Raw genomic sequence first — 16,953 nt, 5'->3', positions numbered from 1 at the left:
TGTTGCCGTTAGTCTCCGATGGCTTTGCCGATACGATGCAATTCGACTCTCAAGTACATTTCATCATCTAGGGTAATGATGCGCGCGTGGGCAACTGAAATCCGAATGGGAAACAAGCGGAAGAATGATTCTTGCACGCTTTCGCGGCGATTGAAGATCGGCGCGAAGACCCGCTTCCAGTTGTCGTTACGTTCGATGATTTTGATGTAGTCCGTGAAATCCGCATAAGCTATCAATGGCTCGTCTTCGCCGCCCCGTGCTAGGGCCGCTTGCTTTGCGTTCTTCCAACTATCAAGCATGCCCGGCGGCGTTTGGTGCTTGATCCAATCCACGCCGAATTCTGCGGTCATCATCCGGTCAATGAACGCGCGCAGCCGTCGTTCAAAGCGCTGCAGTCGGTCATGGGCGCGATTGGTGCGAACAAGACCTGTCTCTTCATCGTCTGCGGCGTTGGAACATTCTCCAGCATCAAGGCCTGCGAGGGCGATGGTTTCGTCGAAAGCTTCGGCGGTGAACTCGGTCAGGTCCGGATTAAAGCCGCGCGCGACATAGAATTCCGAGCGCGCTACCGCGTTGTCGAAGATCGACGGAGGGAACGTGGGTACGTCACGCCAATCGCCGAGCGAGCGACGTAGCGCATCTGAAAGCGCTGTGTCGAAGGGCGCGAAAGTTCTCAAGCCGTGACCGATCGCCTGTATCTCGGCGAATGCTCGCGCGGACTGCGCGACGCGATCATTAAGAGCCATGGCGAATGCATGGACTTCATTGCGGTCGCGAGATCGCCGCCTGCTGCTGCATCCGCAAGGTGAGCAGCTAAGGGGTCTGCTGCGAGCGCGGCCTTCGTGAGCCTGTCCATCTCGTCATGGAACGGCATGCGGAAACGGTCGGCATATCCGGCATAGGCGCCTTTCATACTCAGGATATCCGCGTGCACGGATGCATGGTCACCCGCGGCGCTAAATTTGCGCAGATCGTCCAGAGGGCCCGCGAGCAGCTTGAGATGGTCGCCAGCACCGGCAGCGAGAGCGCCTATTCCGGCGATATCCAGATTAGGGGTTCCTATAAGCCGGGCAGTGTCGATGAGAGCAGCACCTTTGGCAGCATCCACTAGTGCCCGGTCAATGGCTCCCAACCCGGCGATCTGGCGGCTTACGCGGTCAATCTCCGAAAGGTGGTCCTGCATGTTGATTGCATCAAGAAGACTCCGATGCTGGTCCAGCGGGGCAGCAACGCCGGCGGCGCGCTGCAGGGCTGCGTTGTCGGCCAACATCTGTTTCATGTAGTCATCAATGCTCATCGCCTGCATCCAAAAAGTTATGCGTCGAGAGACCGATACGGTCCGTGTGTGCCCCTCGCGCTGATGTGTACACACCTTTAGTAAAGTCTTAATCGTTCGAATGGAATCATGGCGAGTTCAATCGTGCTGATGAATGGCACGGGACGAGTGACGAATTCTTCGTCCCATATCGGCGGCCTGATAGAGCAGAAGCTCTCGCCGACGAAAACTTGCCGGCGCAATCTGGCCGGTTCGCTTCGAATGGCAAAACAAACCCCGTCTGCGCACAACGTAGTTGTGAACAGCTGGGATAGGCTCGGTCGCCGGTTGCGACTCAGTGTCCGGCCGACGTACGTTAGAACAAATCGGCAACCAAGTCGAAGCCACTCAGGGAGGACCGCGTACAATGCAAAGGAGTTCGAATGTCGGAAGAGATCGACATCCCGGCTTCGGCCTGGGAGATCAAGGCAATCTTTCCTGCGCGGCCCGGCGATGACATCGTCGCGGAAATCAAAGCTTACGTAAAAGCCTATGGTACTCCGTATCTATGGAGAGGCCACACCCACACGCCGCCACCCAAGGATGGGCCGGTTGTTTACCTGGACGAGATTCATCTGCCGTCGTCGCATTGCGGTGAATTGAACCGTAACAAATGGTCTCCCTGCCCGATCTGTTCGCCACGCCATCCCAAGTTTTACAAGGCTGGAATGATTGCATGGTTTCCGGATGAGCAAACGATCAGGATCATCGGACCAGAGTGTTTTGCTTCGTTCAATCTGGAAGGCCACTCGACGGCCTATGCCGCATTCCGTCGTGAGCAAGAGGAGAGGCGAACCCAAGCGTTTCTACTTTCTCACTTAGGGCAAGTGGGCGAAGCCATCGCGGTAATCGAACACAACACGGAGGCCGTAAAGGAGATCGACCGGGTACGCGAAATCCTCGCGCGACGCATCCCAATCGTGATCGATTTCGATCTTTGGCATCATATTCGAGCAGACCAGCGACTGCGGACCGAAAGCGAGCGCCGTACCGTTTCAAAAGATCGCTATGGCGAGGAACGGGAGGTCGTCGTTCGGGAAAGCAACGTATATGGTCCGGTGATGGGTCATATCATGCTGGAGCCCAAGGCAAAACCAATCCAGGATCGCCTCAGCATCTGCAAGACGCGCCTGCGATTGGTCGACTTCGGTGAGAAATATGCAGAGCATCTGGCAACGCTTCCATCGGAAGAGAAGCGAAAGATGGCGAAGTTCTTGTTGAAGGAGGTCAGGAAGGCGCATGACCTCTTGGCTGAGGCCGCGGAAGTGAAGCGTTTTCTTTCCGTAGAAAACGTGGCCACTCTTCGCGGCTGGGGCAAGCACGAAGGTTGCCCGACAAGGCTGTACATGGCATTCGCGCCGGACGGCCGCAATTACGGCTCGGCCGGACCGACGAGCAGTATCAGACCATGACAGTGCGGCCGCCGTTTTGGGACGGCTTGCGCCAAGTACCGATACTGTCCGCGCAACGGAGTGCGGCAGAGTAGGGTTGTTTCAGTAGGCGCCAAGCGGAGCGCTTGGCTGTGTGCGGGGTCATGAAATCAGGCTGCGATCGCATTATCGGGTTCGTAGATGTGCGTTTGCCACTTGTGAGTCGTGGTCCCATCGGCGCTCCGCCCGAGCTCCAATGTGACGAGGCGATCATTCGGAAAAGCCGGGCTCAGTTCGAGTGCCAGATAATCGAACAGAGCCCGTTCATGAACGGCTAGAATGATTTGCCGATCGTGTGCCTTCGAAAGAGTACGAAGGAGTACGGCGAATTGGGCGATGTGAAGCTCGTCCATGCTCTGGACCGGATCATCGATAATGAGCCATGGCAACTGAAGCTTTGCCGCCAGGTGAAGGGACAAGAAAAGCGTGAGTGCTGCGGTATTGAGATTGCCGGCGCTGAGCATCGCCCGCGGATTGCCGCCCTTTCCACCAGATCGGTAGACTGTCTCCAGCGTCGCCTCGACTGGGCCAGGACCCGGCGGTAGCGCAAAGGCGGGCACGAACGTTTCTTCCGGCGCAAGGCGCACGAAGAGGTCGCGCCATATCGAGTTGAGGGAATCATTGAAGACGCGCCTGACGATATTGGTTCGAACCTCGGAAGCTTTCTGAGCCAATCCGCGCGCGCCGTGTATGACTTGCTCTGCGCTTTCCTTTGCTTTGACGAGCTTTGCGAGCCTCTTTCGCTTCTCCTCTGTATCTTGGTTGAAGCGGGCGAGATGGTCGCGTGAGCGCTGGTATTCGAGCGCCAACTCTAGCACGGCTTTGCGAGCGGACTGGGACGCAATTAATCGTGCTTCCTCTTTGGATCGTTCATCATTCATCGTTGCAAGAGCGCTGCCGATCGCAACAGCAGGATCAACCGTTATTCCAAGGTCCTTCGCGATAGTCGTTACTGTTTGCTGCAGGTTGGTGAGCCGTTGATCTCGGCTCCTCAATTGATCGAGCCGCGAAGCGGTCGCGTTGACTTGCGCAAGCAAATTCATACCGCGCGTGGTCTCCGCTTCAATATTGGTGAGCTGCGCGACCAATTCACCCAGTCGGGCTTGCCGGTTCTTGAGTTCGTTACGGGTATCGTCAGAAATCAGACGCGCAGTGAGCTGTGCCCGTTCACGCTCCAGAGGGGCGCTGGCACCCGCAGCGCTCGCCTTCTCCTTCGAAAGCGCCTCAAGACGGCCTGCGTTCTCCGTCAATGATGCGATCCGGGCTGAGACATGGTCACTCAACGGTGCTCGGGACACCTCGCTAAAATCGCGTCCGCAGACGGGGCAATCGTCACTATGGATGTGCGGAAGGATCTCGGCCAGGCTTTGCGCAAGTTGTGCGGTGTCCGCGCTGATGCGTTGAATTTGCTGATCGAGCAAACGAACCCGCGCCGCACCGCGCTCGAGCTCTTGCGCGATCACGGCAATGCGCGCGGTAGAACTCTGATCCTCGCTCAGCACGCTCGTGCATCGAGCGAGCTCCTTTTCTGCGGTCCGCAGTGCCGTTGTCCGGGCCAGATCTGGGTTCGTCGATGCAGGGAGCTTGGCCTCGGGAAATATCGTCGCAACCTCCGCAATGAGGTTTGCGATGGTCGCGCCGGGACCAGCTTGCCATTCGTTCAATTGTGTTTGCGCGCTGTGGGCATCCTTTTCGCTTTTCTCGCGGTCTTCCGTGATCGGGTTGTTAGCGATGGATTGCCAATCGGCAAGAGCGGCATCGATGTCGCGGCGAATGCGGGCGAGCGACGATAGGCGAGCTTCTTCCGGTGCCTTTCGCAAATCAGCGATGATCTCTGCCAAATTGGCAAGCTCGATCGATGACTGGAGTACCTCCCCGGCACGCTTGCGGAGCGTATCTCCTGCGTCCCGGAGCGAGGTTTGTAGCTGTGCCCCCTCCGAAGTCAATTCGTGAAGTTTCTTCTCCAAGGCCTCAATATCGGTTCGCAGCCCTTGAAACTCAGGCACAGGTCCGCGGAGGCGACTGATATTCCCGGCGGTATGTAAGCCATCGATCAAACCATCCAGACGATCGAGCCCAAGCAAATCCTTCACAAACTGAGTAAGGGGTGAGTCCGACCTTCGAGCATCCTTATGCTGATAGATCTCGAGCAATCGTCCTAGAGCCGATTGTGCCAGATAGCATCGCTCACTGAAGAAGCCAGCGAGCTGGCTGTCGAGGGTCGGCTTTCCTCGAATTTCCTTTTCGTCGACCTCCAGCGAAACAGGAGAGGCATCGAATCCGGTTGTCTCGAGTTTGACCGTCGCGCGCTTGGCTTGTTTGTGAACTAGGTGTTTCAGATACTCCGGCTCGACGCGTGCCAACGACGGAATGCCGCCGGTAAGAGCCAGCTCGATGCCCGACAGCACGCTGGTTTTTCCTGCTCCGTTGGGGCCGTGAATCAGGACAACCGGGGCATCCAGGGACGTGTAGACGGTTCCACGGATGCTTCGAAAATCCGTGAGCGATATCGAGGTGAGCCGCCTGCTGGTCATGGGGCGGCCTCGCTGTCGGCGATGGTCGCGGCAATCTTTTGATGCAGGAGGGCCTCGACAGCGTCTTTCCCTCCAGCGGAAGCAGCCACGAGTTCGGTGAGAAGGGCGTCGTCGTTAGCAACCGCACGTTGGAGCTCAAGCATAGGTTCGGCGATCGTGTCGACACCTTGCGGAATGTTGAGGGGTGTCAGGACGGCGAGCCAATTCCTTATTGTAGCGTCGGCTTCCGCTGGCTCGCTGCTACCCACAGGCAAAACACGGCATATCTTGGAAATGGCATCCAGCGCGGACGCCGACGGGCGAGGTCCCGCCAATACCGCCGTCAGGGGCCGTCGCGATTTGACGGTGTCGAGCGCCCGCGCGATGGCTTCCAGCTTGCTCCGCGTGCGCTCTTCGGGATCCGAGACAGTATCCGCAACAATGATCAGATCGGGTTGCGTCCCAGTTCCGACCAGCGCAGCCGTAACCGCAAATTTCATTCCGGCGATTTCAAGCGGACTGGGCAGGCGTCGATATCCGGCCTGCTCTAAGAAGGCAGAAATCGCGTCGACAGGTGTCGTCGCTGCTATCATATGCCCGCTGCCTTTCGGAACCCGTCGAAGAGTTCGTTGGCGTTCGCTGCGCTATCCAGTAACTCGGTCACGCTTACATCGCGCCGGCCAGGGCGCCCGAGCCTGCCCCGCGTCGCGCGAGGAGATCGCGGCATCGCCGGAAGCACTTGCTGGCTATGTACGACAATCACGTCGTCGTCCGGGCCAACGTGACCGTTTACACCCAGCCGTATCGCCGCCTGCGCGTTCGATGCGAAGACCAGCTTTAGATTATTCGTCGGAGTGATGATGCGCAAGGCGCCCTGCTCTGGGGCAGGCAGGGCCGCCGGCTGCAAAGCCCAATTGCCATCGCGTTGCCCAAGACCGAGAAGTGAAAGACCAACCGCAAATTCGCGTAGTCCGGCGGTGGCAATCATGGGATCGGTGGCCATCGCTTGAATCGGCCTCGACGTAATCGGCAAATAGGGCAGGTCAGGGGCTGTAGCCTCGCCTGTGTGGTAGAGTGCCATGAGGCGATTGGCGTGCGCTACGATCATCCTAATGAACGTGACGGCCCCGGCGTCGGGATGAGATCCAAGCGCGTTGCGCAAATGCTTCAAACCTTCCTTGATCGCTACGCTGCCCGGGATTCCAAGCGCTCCCGGAGCGAGGTCGACCAGGCGGCAGAGCTTCGCGCAGAGAACATGAAGCACGAGCGCGGTGAGCAGCGGCTTGGCGTAAGCGCGGATCAATGCGGACTGGTAGATGGCATCCCGATTGGCCGGCGTAAAACTCCCCCGGTACACGTTCTTAAGCAGCGCTCGCTGATCGACCCCAAGCCTGTCTTCGGAGAACGCATAGGCGGGAGGACGCGACGGCCAAGGCCATCCCATCCGGTTTTCTGCAGCCGTGAAGACCGTTTGAATGTTAGAATCTTGCGCAGAAAGCCCGATCATCAACGTCTCGTGACTCACTGCAAGATCCACAAGACGTGCCACCATTGGAGCGTTCTCTTGATCGTCGCGCCAGGCATTGATCTGAGACAAACGCGCGATGATGCGATGACGGAAGTTTGCTTCGTCGTCGCGGGCACGGATGGCACAGCCGTGAAACTTATATAGGAAGGCTTGCCGCTGCGGCTGACGAAGGTCCGCACCAGTGACACACACCACGAGGGCATCAGATCCGGGAGACAGTTCGCCGACGGCTTTCTCGATAAGGCCATCCCAGTTTGCGCTGGCGATCCTTGAGGCGATTCCCTCAAGGACGAGGAGGCCGATGCAGAGGTGCTCAGTGTCCGGCTCGGAAGCCGGATTTGCAAAGGCATTGGGAAGGTCGGCGCCTGTCCAGAGAATGTAGTCGTCGGGCTCGCCCGCGACGCCGATCTCGAGGAAGCGCGCATAATTTGAAGCCAATCGTTGAACGATCGCGTCGATGTTGGGCCAGTTCGTAACCGGTTGATGCACGTCGATTGTGCCGTACTCGGCAGCGGTGAGGCCGGCGGCCGTGCTCAGTATCTCGATGATGGCAGCCCGGAAACGGCAGTTTGCGTCGGCCACCACGATCTGGCCTTGCAGATGTTCGAGCGCATTCCGGATGAGCAGCTTCAGGCCCGGGATGCGTCCCAGCGATATTCCGGACCCCAGCCACAATGCGTAGCGATCTTCAGCGACACCTGAAGCCATCTCCGCGAAGGCGCCGTCGAGGAGTTCAAGCGTTTCGCGAACAGTGATACTGGCAGCATGAGGAGCACCGGACATTTAACGCCTTTGGTCGGGTCGAATTAATACATAAATCAACGCTCGGCACGGTAGCAACATCGACCCCTTCCAATCAAAGCGTTTGCAGCATCAGTCGATCTTATTGTAGACCAGTTCCCAGCGGCAAGGCTATTAACACATTGAATAAGCGTGACTTTCGTCGAATTCAAGTGATCCAGCCAAACGGGCCTTAAGCCGCCAGTCCGCAAGTCGAGGGCGGAGCGGGCAATGAGCGTGAGCGGCTTCAAAGTGAACTGGATTAGCCGAGGACGTCTATTGTGCTCTCGTCATCGCTATCGCTGCCGGTAGCCTGCGCCAGAAGCCATTTGACAAGATCCATGGATTCCGCGGCATTCTCGATGCGGTGAAGGACGCGGAGATCGTCGGCAAATTCGTCAAGGAGCTCTTTCTCCGTGTTGCCCCAACGACGCCCGCGTTCGAACCTGCCGGCAAAATCGCGTACAAGGGCACGAAAGGCGTGGAAAGCTCCCATCGCAGCCGCATAGGACTCATTCGCGATCGCGCGTTGTCGTACCGCTTCAAAATCGATCTCGTGTGTGCGGTGGGGTTGGCTTCTGAGAATGGAAGCGCGGCGGTCCCCGCAACCGAGATAGGGATCCCGAATTGATTGGTCCTTCTGCATGAGCGTGGTGCTGATGCCCGCGCAGTCTGCGCACACGGAAATCTGTGAGATGTCCCGCACGAAGATATCGTTCCGGAAGTCCGGAAACAGGCTTTGCCGGTTGGCGATAATCAGATCATCGCGCTCCAGCGTACATTCGTAAAGCGATCGAACGCCCCCCGACCACTTTCCGCTCTTGCTCTTTCGCATGAGCTGCCGTTTGCTCCGCTCGCAGATCGGGCAAGTCCAGTCGGATGAAATGGCCAACCAGTGTTTCGATGAAACAGGATCAACATAGGCAGCGTATTCTGCGTCTGTCGGTGCGACCGCCGGGCGGGCCGCCTGATCAATCGGTACAAGCGTTGCGGAATCGCGGCGCGTCGAGCGCGCTAGGAATTCGTTACAAAGAGTCCAGATCATCTGCGCTCGTTCTGTGTTCCTTGTAGCCCGTTCGAACGTCCGCATGAGAAGAGAATAGGCGTCGAAGGCGCCGTTCATAAGTCTGGCGCCTGCCATGCCTTGTTGGTCACGCGCCAAGCGACCATGGACGAGGTGGCCAAGAAGCTTGTCGAGCAGAGATAGGCGAGCCTGAAAGTTCCCCCGTTCCGCTTCCCAGGCGGAGTAAGCCGTTTTATAATCGATTTCATGATCCTTGCTGGAAGCCGGGAGAACAAATGTGCCGATTTCTTGCGCGGTGAAACTGAAGCGTGAGTCGATCTCATCCCGAAAGCGCGTCTTAACCTTGCCGTCGGCTGAGTTGCACTCGGAACAGACGAGGCTCACGCCGAAGCGTGATGTCAATTCACGGATGTAGTCGAGAATGGTGATGGACGATTTGGGGCTCGTCTCAAGCCAGTCGTTGCCAAACAGCTCCCGTACGCGGGGCCAGACGCAATCACGCATATGGTCGTGGTGCAGCTCCAATTTGGCAAGCAGGATTCCCCGTTTTGAGAGCCGGAAGATATCGTCCTTGTGGCGGCGGCACGCCGGGCAAATCCAGTATTGAGCGCACAGCGCCCAGTTTTCATTCAGATCGAGGCCCTTGGCTTCAAGGCGTTGCACCGCGCGTTTGGTCTGGTCGCTCCATCGTCCATCCCAACGACCGAAGTGAAGCTGCATCTCCTCATCGGATAAGCGCGAGGGTCGCCAAAACAGGAGGCTTGCAAACCACGCTTTTGCATCCGGATCGAAGCTGGAGAATGGAACGTCGCCGTCTGCATCGAATGTCTCGTCCATGCGGGTCTTCCTAACGGCGCGCGATGGCACAGATCAACATGTAACTTCAGATTCGGCGTAGTAGTCGGAACGCTACTTAGGCGCGGCTAACCGAAACAAGCAGCCGCCAAGAAATCGCCGGCGCGGCAGCACCGCAAATCAGCCTGATCGCATTGCCAAGCCGAGCGGGGGGAAAGCGCTTCGAGTGCGGAACTGGATGACGCGCTGCTCGCAATCCGGACGAAGCGCATTTTCTTTCTGATCGAAAAGCCGATCCTTTCCCAAGACTTAGCGGATCTACCGCGCGCGCCATTCGCGTTCTCAACTCCCCACGATTCGCTTTGATTGTTTGCGCGGCGGGAATCGCGTATCGTTTATCTTGGATGGCTGGCTCTACTCGATCAAGGAGATTTCGAGGATGGATCAGTGTGCGGCCACACAGCAGGTGTCCTCCGGTGCGGCCGAACCGCAACCGGGTAAAGATCTGATCCAGGAATCCCACCAGAGTCCATCCGGTCGTGGCTGGAAACAATTGCTACTCTCGCCGCTCAGGCTTCTGCGCCTGCGCCGTCTTGGCCGTTCATTTCGCATTCTAACTCCCATCACCGTCGGGACTGCGGTTCTGGTCGGCGCGGCCGTGCTCTGGGTGCCGTTAGGGCTGCTCGATTCCGCCGGACAGCGCATCCTGCATCGTGCGTCCGTTCATCCGGATCGCACCGCTCTGAACACGCACCAGCTTCGAGCCTTCACGACGCCAAAAGAGTTTGTCTATCGAGACGTCAACGGTCGCCTGCACAGGATGCTTGTGGACGAGACCGAGCTAAATCGTTTCGTCAGCGCTACGCTCATCTATCTCGACACTGAGCGGGACAAGATCAAAACCGAAACGCAGCGCGAGGTCGATGAGCTCCTAAAGACAGCTTTTTCGGACGGAGAAGCATGTATCACGCGTTACGCGGATTGGTATTTTCAGTGGGGACGCTCCTTGGTGTTCCTGAAAGAAAGCCTCGTGGGCGGCATGGAGGGACTCTCCTTCAGCAATGTCCAGACTGTTTCGGAATCGGTCCAGAACGCGTTGGAATCTTATCTGATCCGGAATTACGAGCAGTACGTCCTCAAGCCTGAATTGCGCAATCCAGTCATTGAGGCCGGGGTCTCGCAGATTCTCGCCAGGGCACACGCTCGCTATCTCGAAACGCTAACCACGATCGATGACCGCGTTCAGTTGTTCTTGGGCCAATACACCCGGCATCTCGAAGTGGTCGATCCGCTTAAGAAGCTGGATGTCTCGGTGGACTGGGACGCGCAAAAGTGGAAAGCCCCCCGCTATTCGGCCGATAGTGTCGCATTCGCGACCGCCTTCCAGGGTATGGCGGTTTCTACACTTGTCGCGAAAACCTTTGGTCCGTCAATCGAGCGCGCGGTCGCTCAAATTTTTCCCTCGGTGGCTGCCCGCGTTGTTGCCAGTCTCCAGCTCGAAATTTACGGCACTATTGGTGGCACCATTATAGAACCAGGTGGCGGGAGCTTGGTCGGCTGGTTTGCTGGCGCGGGCACGGCGGTCGTACTCGATTACGTTTCCAACTGGCAGCGGGAGCGCTTTGGTCGCGCCGAGTTTGAGCAGGCCAGCGCAAACGCACTACAGGCCACGATCGGAGAATTGTCGCGAGCGCTGCAACGCGATCTGCTTCAGGCTGTCGACGTGTGGATTGATGATACACGCGCAATCGTCGCCGAGCAGAAGCTCGGTAGTAAGTCCAGCGCGGAGGTCGTGAGGAGTTGGTGAAAAGCCAGCTGGATCCGGCAAACCTCACGGGCATTCGGGGCAAGTATCCCCAATCGAGTCCAGAACGTCGGTAATGGCAGAGGCCGCGTCGTCAGGTGAGAGGCCGGGCGGTGGATCCAGGCGAGCCGTTTCGTATGCGCGCTGCCGCGCGTGCGGGGCTGCACGGTCCTGCATCCAGCCATGATGTTCGCACTCGCGGATAGCGCCAGCCTCTTCCAGCACTGCGATCGCCCATCCACCCAACGTCTGGACCGGACGCCGTTCGTTGGTCGTCAGCATCGAGGGCCGCTCCTGTCAGGACGAATCCCTTATCCCTGTTAAAGGTTCCGGCCGGCTATCACAGGGCGGGATCCGGAGTTCGCGGGCTGACGTTCTCTCTACGTGTTCCGTCGTTACATTGAGCGATCGATTGCGTTTCAAAGCTTCGCAATATGAGCGAACGCGTGATCGTCGACGACATAGACGTTCGCGAAGATGCGACCCCAGTATTCTGGTCCGAGTTGTTTCAGGGCTGGTCTGACAACTTCCTCCAGAGAAAAGTCGATCAGATCGAACGCGCATCCCCTCGCGAAGACGAGAAGATCGAGTCCTTGGCCCTCGTACGAAACATTCGTCATTTTGGATTTGACCGCCGACACAATGCCAGCTCGCCATGTGACAAGATCTTCCGCAACGTCCCGGACAGTAGGTTCAGAAATCCGGCCGCCTCCGAAATAGAATCCGTTCGTCGCGCCGAATTCCTGCTCCTTCCGGTAGAGATGCCCGGCTCGATACTGTCCTTCCGAGCGTTCGTCGTAGGCCATCGTGCATTGAACCTTCAGAGTTCTCGCGCCCGATGCGATCACGAAGTCGGCCGCGCCGGCCGGGGTCCAACGGAATGTGTCTTCGTCGACGAGACCCAAGCCATCCGCGAGCAATTTCAACGGTGACCATTCCTCGTTCCGGGTCTTTGCCCAATCGATCTGTTTGCGGTCCTGCAACCTCAGTCGTGATGAAAGAGCCTGGTCAGCTTGCCGTTCCGCGAGCAGCATTGTCTCGGCCGCGCGCAGCTCGCCGAATGTGTAGGGCCGATCGTGTGTCAGTGGGTAAATAGACCTGTCCATGATTGATCACACCGCTTTCGTGTCCTCCTTGTCGGCGCCACGCATGACCACCTTCAAAACGTCATCGGCAAGCGGGCGCTGCAGGGCCTTTGCTTCGTCCCATGATGCGCGCATCCAGACGTCGCGCTCCTCCTCGGGGGTCAGTATCACGGGCATCGCCTTCGGATGGATTGGCTCGACTACTGCATTCGGGGATGTGGTCAGGAAACCGTAAACCAGATGGGGGCCCGGAATTGGTTTGGACTTCGTGCCGCGATCGCCTCTAAATTCGGTCCAGATACCGGCGAAGCAAAAAAGCGGGCGGTCGTCGCCGAGCGCAAACCACACGACGTCTTTCTTCTTTGTCTCCGGATTTGGTTCGGGAGCATACTCGGCAAAACTATTTGCGGGTACGAGGCAGCGGTTCTCCGGCTTCAGCCACCCCCGCCAATGCGGTGACGACGTATTGCGAATGTTGGTGACGGGTGGGCCGCCCGTCCTGGGTGGGGGTGGCATGCCCCAGCGCATCATCACCATCTCGCCAGCATCGCCGGCGTTCCGGATCACCGGGGCCGGATAATCCGGAAATACACCAGGCATCGGCGCCAGATTGCCGACATAGCGATTCATGCGCCTGAACAAAGCGGCGATCGCCGCCTGATTGGTGGTGATGCTGTAGAGGTTGCACAAACTGGTGAACCTTCGCGTTCTTCCCGAGTCTAAAGTTGTTGTGCGGAACGCTGCCGTGGGCGCCGAATATCGTATTTGATCGCCCTGGCGGCAAACGCAACCTGCCCCCTGAGCCGCTGCAAGCGGCGCCAGATTGGATACGATCGAAAGCGGCGCTTACCTTTGCGTGGTACGGGCGGCAGCCACGCCGCCGCCGGCCCGACATGAACATCGATACCGTGAGCGAATTGCTGCTGATTGTAGGGCGCGCCACGGTACAAGATCGCAGCACAGGTTTCCGCCAACTTCCGGTACACAGCATTATCGGTCGCGCAACCGGACAGAAGTGCGATCGTCATGCGCTCGTCGCCAGCGCTGGCCACGACTGTTACGTACAACGCCTTTTCGTCTGGTTCTCCAACTTCAACACTCCAGCCGGCATCGCGCAGCGGTCGAACCAGTTCGTTGATGGAGTCATCCGCTAGCAGCGCTCTTCGCAAAAGACCGCCGTCATCCGTCGGCATCACCGGAACCAGGCGCCCATGTTTTTGGAATCGTCGCTGCTCACGCCGCTTTAGCCCCATCTGCCCAAACCCGCGCGCCAAGGCTTGCTGCCAAAGCAGCTTGCTGTCCTCATCCATCATAGGAAAAATCAGCGACACATTGTGCGTATCGTCATGCCAAGACTCAATCAGCGCCAAGGTCGCCAAGACAACGACCAGGCGCTCGAAATTGGATGACTGTTGCCAAAGGGAATGTGTGCCGTGTGCGAACATGTGGCGGTTCAACCATGTGCTGCCATCATATTCGTCAGTCTTCCTGAAAAAGGAATTGTGCAGCCAGCGGCGGAACGTCTCAAACGCAAAGACGCGCTCGTCCTGGCCAAACAAATAGTCTTTGCTGAGATAATCCGCGGGCACCCACATTTTCTCAAAGTGAAGCTTTGCGGCTGTCGCGATGGCGCGGTCGACTACTCGGTCGACTTTCGTCGGGATCGAAACATCCTGTTCCGAAGGCGAAGCGATCCGGCTTAGGCTGCCTTCGATCGCCGGAATGAGTGCTGCAATGCTCGATGCACGATAGCCATTATAAAAGGCGAGGTACGCTTCCCGCGCCAAGGGACATAATTCACTGAGGCTCCGGGCTTGGGGCAAAATTTGCGCGATGCAAATTGCCTGAAACGGAAGCGTGTACAACGTTGAGGTGTGATAGTGAAACCACTGCAGAGCCTGCTGCCGCGAACTATGTCTTGCAGTGGCAAGAATTTTGGCGACGTCGCGCTTGGAAATCCACAGCGGCGAAAACCACTCCATCTTCTCCCACAGCGCGGCATCGGCGTCCGCTAGCGCGCGCCGAGACGACCAATTCGGATCACCCTCCGCCGGAGTTTTCAGGAAACATGCCTTTGCGTCGCCGACGGTCAGTATGATTGCCGGGATCTTGGCAAAAGCTCCGACTTCGCGTTCCTCGATGCCGGTTACAACAAGTCCGCGCTCCCGAGCCCAATTCTCGATCAACTCGGGCGTCAGGGTAGCGAGCGATGGCGCGTTCAAGGCCCGGCGCCAAATACCCTGGAAGTGTTCACTGATATCGGAGGTCATACCGTCGCCCTGCCTAGCGAATCTCGGACCTTGCATCCGGGGGGCTGGCCGCGGTTCCCGATTGACCCGACCGGCCCATTGTTCTTACTTTGTTCCAATGGAGACAAGCCGCCATTTCAAGCCGCCTGGACCGTCGTCCGGGAGAATTCCGAATGCTACGTGGTCAAGGACGCCAATGGCGTGACCCTCGCATGGGTCTATTGCCGTGACGATACGCAGCGCTACAGCTTCGGTGTCAGCAAGCTGTCGTCAGATGAAGCGCGCCGCATCGGCAAGGCGATCGCGCGAATCCCGAAATTCATGATGCCGCGCCAAGGCTTTTATCCGCGCGGTGGCGGGCCGCGTTGGCGTGCCGACCGGCCGTACCATGTCGCGCTGGAGGATCGCTATATCCGGGAGCACTGGGACGAGATCGACGCCCTTTGCAAGCTCAATAGCCTTCCTTTCAACTCGACCGGTGAAGTCATCGAGAATGGTGGCGTCTGGAGAGTCCACGAGTTTACCTGGCAGATGGATGCGATCCTGTTCTGGGCACGCTTCGAGGGACGCTGGCTGCGAGAAACGGAGTTTCATTTTCCGGAGTTGCCCGAGAATCTGCCGTCGCTCAAGCCGCTCACAAACTGGCCCAAATTCAATCCGCGAAATCTGCGCTGACTGCAAACCTCATGATCGAATGCATCGGAATATTTTTGCTTTTCGTTCTCCTGTCGGGCGGCGCCATGGCCGACGATTTCCTAGGTCAAGCCAGCGTCGTCGATGGCGACACGCTGGAAATTCACGGCACGCGTATTCGGCTATGGGGCGTTGACGCGCCGGAAAGCAGCCAGCTCTGCCGTGGCGATGACAGCTTGCAGTACCGTTGCGGCGCGGAGGCGGCGAATGATCTCGACAGCTACATCGGCCGGCGTCCGGTCAACTGCGTTCCTCTCAACCTGGATCAATATGGGCGCACCGTTGCGACCTGTTCGGTCAGCGGCTCAGACCTCGGCGAATGGCTCGTCCGAAACGGGTTGGCATTGGACTGGCCGCAATACTCCAGGGGACGATATGACGCGGCCCAGCATGACGCCGAGCGCGCCGGCCGCGGAATCTGGAAAGGAAGCTATGTCGAGCCCTGGCGCTATCGCGCCTGCATCCGCGCGAACGGTAGGCCGTCCGCCTGCTCCGACGACGCCAACGCGCATCCTTGATTATTTTCCGTGGCTACTGCGCAAATAATGTCTCTTTTGGCGAGCCAACAAGTGGTGATTTTTTGACTAGTTACCACATTCAAGGCGCGGATATTGGCGTTTGGTCGGGGCTAAGCTAGATCGGAAAGCAGGATGACAATCGTTCAGGAGGATGATTCTCCACGACAAGGAAAACCACCGCCGGCAACGCGAGGGGCCACTTGTACCCACGCGACGGTCGAATGTCTCAATGCATATGAACTGATCCGAAAATATCGTTGCATTACCTGCAAAGCGATCATGATGTGCGAATGCGACCGCGAATTCGGAACGCGGTTCCTGTCGCATCAACTTGATAGGGGAAGTGAACTCAAAACACAGAAGCGAATGCGTGTCACATTGGGTTTTCGGCCGAACATCTGTCGGGAGTGCCGCGGTCTACCTGCTGAGCCAGCGCCCCACGACGAAGGCTATGGTAGCACTTCCAAGGTCAAACGGTACTACTGGCGTGAGCTTTGGTTCGAAACCTGGCGACGCGAGGCAGACTGGAATGACGCCCATCCGGACGCAAGTGATGATGAACGGGCAGCCGCCCGAGACCAGATCGAAAGCGAAGTCCTGCAATCCATTAAGGATCTTCACGCAACAAGTCCGAAATATGTCTTCAGCGAGCCGTCCCAAGCGGAGGTGCTGGAACGCTACCGCGTGGAGGTCACAAACCTCAAAGCGCCCTACGTAATAGCGCCGCAGAGAGGAGCGGTGATTGCTACCCCGGACGGGGCCGTGTCGCCTGAGGCCTTTGCGACTGAGCACTTCGAAAAAATGGGTTGGTGGGTGATGCCTCTGGAAAGCCAGCCCTTCCATGCTCTCTTTGGCGTCATGATGTGGTCACTCATTCAAGATTTCAACGATCCGCTCCTGAAAATGGTTGGGTTTGCAGAGAAAAATGCGGTTGATGCAGGAGTTAAATCTGGTCTTGTCAACTCGTTTTTGCCCGACGATTTCGGTAGCGAAGGCTATGCTGAGCGCCGCAAGCGCGCCATCAACAAGCATTTTGCCGAGATCGCACATCATATTGAGGACACCGAAGATCTCTTGTGGCTATTCGATCACTGGCGTTCCTATAGCGAAGACTTTCGACAATATCTTTGGGCTCACCGCAGCAAAGACGTCGATCGGGCGCGGCGCCTTGTCGAACTGTTGCGGCCGCAGGTGCTTCTGACGATTCTGCGCGGTTAAC

General features: G+C 57.9%; 15 protein-coding genes. 5 read left to right on the top strand and 10 right to left on the bottom strand.

What is annotated here, in order from left to right; genetic code table 11:
- Positions 1–8: 8 nt before the first annotated feature.
- Entirely contained in the window at positions 9–746 is a 738-nt protein-coding gene (locus ACNJYB_RS36125) for a Swt1 family HEPN domain-containing protein (RefSeq protein ID WP_439371399.1), read from the bottom strand.
- Positions 674–1,297, bottom strand: a complete 624-nt coding sequence (locus ACNJYB_RS36120; RefSeq protein ID WP_439371398.1) for a hypothetical protein — start codon at positions 1,295–1,297, stop codon at positions 674–676. The genes ACNJYB_RS36125 and ACNJYB_RS36120 overlap by 73 nt, the downstream gene beginning before the upstream one ends.
- A gap of 401 nt (positions 1,298–1,698) precedes the next feature.
- On the opposite strand from ACNJYB_RS36120, the gene ACNJYB_RS36115 reads away from it, so the two are divergent.
- Positions 1,699–2,727 carry a hypothetical protein gene (locus tag ACNJYB_RS36115; RefSeq protein WP_439371397.1) on the top strand — a complete coding sequence of 343 codons (1,029 nt, stop codon included), beginning with the start codon at positions 1,699–1,701 and terminating at the stop codon, positions 2,725–2,727.
- A 128-nt stretch (positions 2,728–2,855) separates the two neighbouring features.
- Here the strand turns inward: ACNJYB_RS36115 and ACNJYB_RS36110 are convergent, their stop codons facing one another.
- The 4 genes from ACNJYB_RS36110 to ACNJYB_RS36095 all read right to left on the bottom strand — a co-directional run bounded on the left by ACNJYB_RS36110 (position 2,856) and on the right by ACNJYB_RS36095 (position 9,427).
- Positions 2,856–5,279, bottom strand: a complete 2,424-nt coding sequence (locus tag ACNJYB_RS36110; RefSeq protein ID WP_439371396.1) for an AAA family ATPase — start codon at positions 5,277–5,279, stop codon at positions 2,856–2,858.
- Entirely contained in the window at positions 5,276–5,851 is a 576-nt protein-coding gene (locus ACNJYB_RS36105) for a hypothetical protein (protein WP_439371395.1), read from the bottom strand. The genes ACNJYB_RS36110 and ACNJYB_RS36105 overlap by 4 nt, the downstream gene beginning before the upstream one ends.
- On the bottom strand, positions 5,848–7,569 hold the full coding sequence (locus ACNJYB_RS36100) for an SIR2 family protein (protein WP_439371394.1): 1,722 nt from the start codon (positions 7,567–7,569) through the stop codon (positions 5,848–5,850). The genes ACNJYB_RS36105 and ACNJYB_RS36100 overlap by 4 nt, the downstream gene beginning before the upstream one ends.
- Positions 7,570–7,828: 259 nt before the next feature.
- On the bottom strand, positions 7,829–9,427 hold the full coding sequence (locus ACNJYB_RS36095; RefSeq protein WP_439371393.1) for a hypothetical protein: 1,599 nt from the start codon (positions 9,425–9,427) through the stop codon (positions 7,829–7,831).
- 397 nt (positions 9,428–9,824) lie between these two features.
- On the opposite strand from ACNJYB_RS36095, the gene ACNJYB_RS36090 reads away from it, so the two are divergent.
- Positions 9,825–11,192 (top strand): hypothetical protein, encoded by a 1,368-nt coding sequence (locus tag ACNJYB_RS36090; protein ID WP_439371392.1) that lies wholly within the window; start codon positions 9,825–9,827, stop codon positions 11,190–11,192.
- A gap of 24 nt (positions 11,193–11,216) precedes the next feature.
- On the opposite strand, the gene ACNJYB_RS36085 is transcribed toward ACNJYB_RS36090, so the two are convergent.
- The 4 genes from ACNJYB_RS36085 to ACNJYB_RS36070 all read right to left on the bottom strand — a co-directional run bounded on the left by ACNJYB_RS36085 (position 11,217) and on the right by ACNJYB_RS36070 (position 14,544).
- Positions 11,217–11,471: a hypothetical protein gene (locus ACNJYB_RS36085; RefSeq protein ID WP_439371391.1), complete on the bottom strand. Its 255-nt coding sequence runs from the start codon at positions 11,469–11,471 to the stop codon at positions 11,217–11,219.
- 137 nt (positions 11,472–11,608) lie between these two features.
- Positions 11,609–12,295, bottom strand: a complete 687-nt coding sequence (locus ACNJYB_RS36080; RefSeq protein ID WP_439371390.1) for a hypothetical protein — start codon at positions 12,293–12,295, stop codon at positions 11,609–11,611.
- A gap of 6 nt (positions 12,296–12,301) precedes the next feature.
- On the bottom strand, positions 12,302–12,964 hold the full coding sequence (locus ACNJYB_RS36075; protein WP_439371389.1) for an SOS response-associated peptidase: 663 nt from the start codon (positions 12,962–12,964) through the stop codon (positions 12,302–12,304).
- 29 nt (positions 12,965–12,993) lie between these two features.
- Positions 12,994–14,544 (bottom strand): hypothetical protein, encoded by a 1,551-nt coding sequence (locus ACNJYB_RS36070; RefSeq protein ID WP_439371388.1) that lies wholly within the window; start codon positions 14,542–14,544, stop codon positions 12,994–12,996.
- A gap of 159 nt (positions 14,545–14,703) precedes the next feature.
- On the opposite strand from ACNJYB_RS36070, the gene ACNJYB_RS36065 reads away from it, so the two are divergent.
- The 3 genes from ACNJYB_RS36065 to ACNJYB_RS36055 all read left to right on the top strand — a co-directional run bounded on the left by ACNJYB_RS36065 (position 14,704) and on the right by ACNJYB_RS36055 (position 16,952).
- Complete coding sequence (locus ACNJYB_RS36065; RefSeq protein ID WP_439371387.1) at positions 14,704–15,198, top strand: hypothetical protein; 495 nt, start codon at positions 14,704–14,706, stop codon at positions 15,196–15,198.
- 65 nt (positions 15,199–15,263) lie between these two features.
- A complete protein-coding gene (locus ACNJYB_RS36060; RefSeq protein ID WP_439371386.1) occupies positions 15,264–15,734 on the top strand; it encodes a thermonuclease family protein in 471 nt (156 codons plus the stop codon).
- A 132-nt stretch (positions 15,735–15,866) separates the two neighbouring features.
- Positions 15,867–16,952 (top strand): hypothetical protein, encoded by a 1,086-nt coding sequence (locus tag ACNJYB_RS36055; protein ID WP_439371385.1) that lies wholly within the window; start codon positions 15,867–15,869, stop codon positions 16,950–16,952.
- Position 16,953: the final 1 nt, after the last annotated feature.

This window comes from Bradyrhizobium sp. SMVTL-02, assembly GCF_051853005.1.
In the GTDB taxonomy this organism is placed as follows: Bacteria; Pseudomonadota; Alphaproteobacteria; order Rhizobiales; family Xanthobacteraceae; genus Bradyrhizobium.
This window is presented reverse-complemented; position numbering and strand designations above follow the sequence as displayed.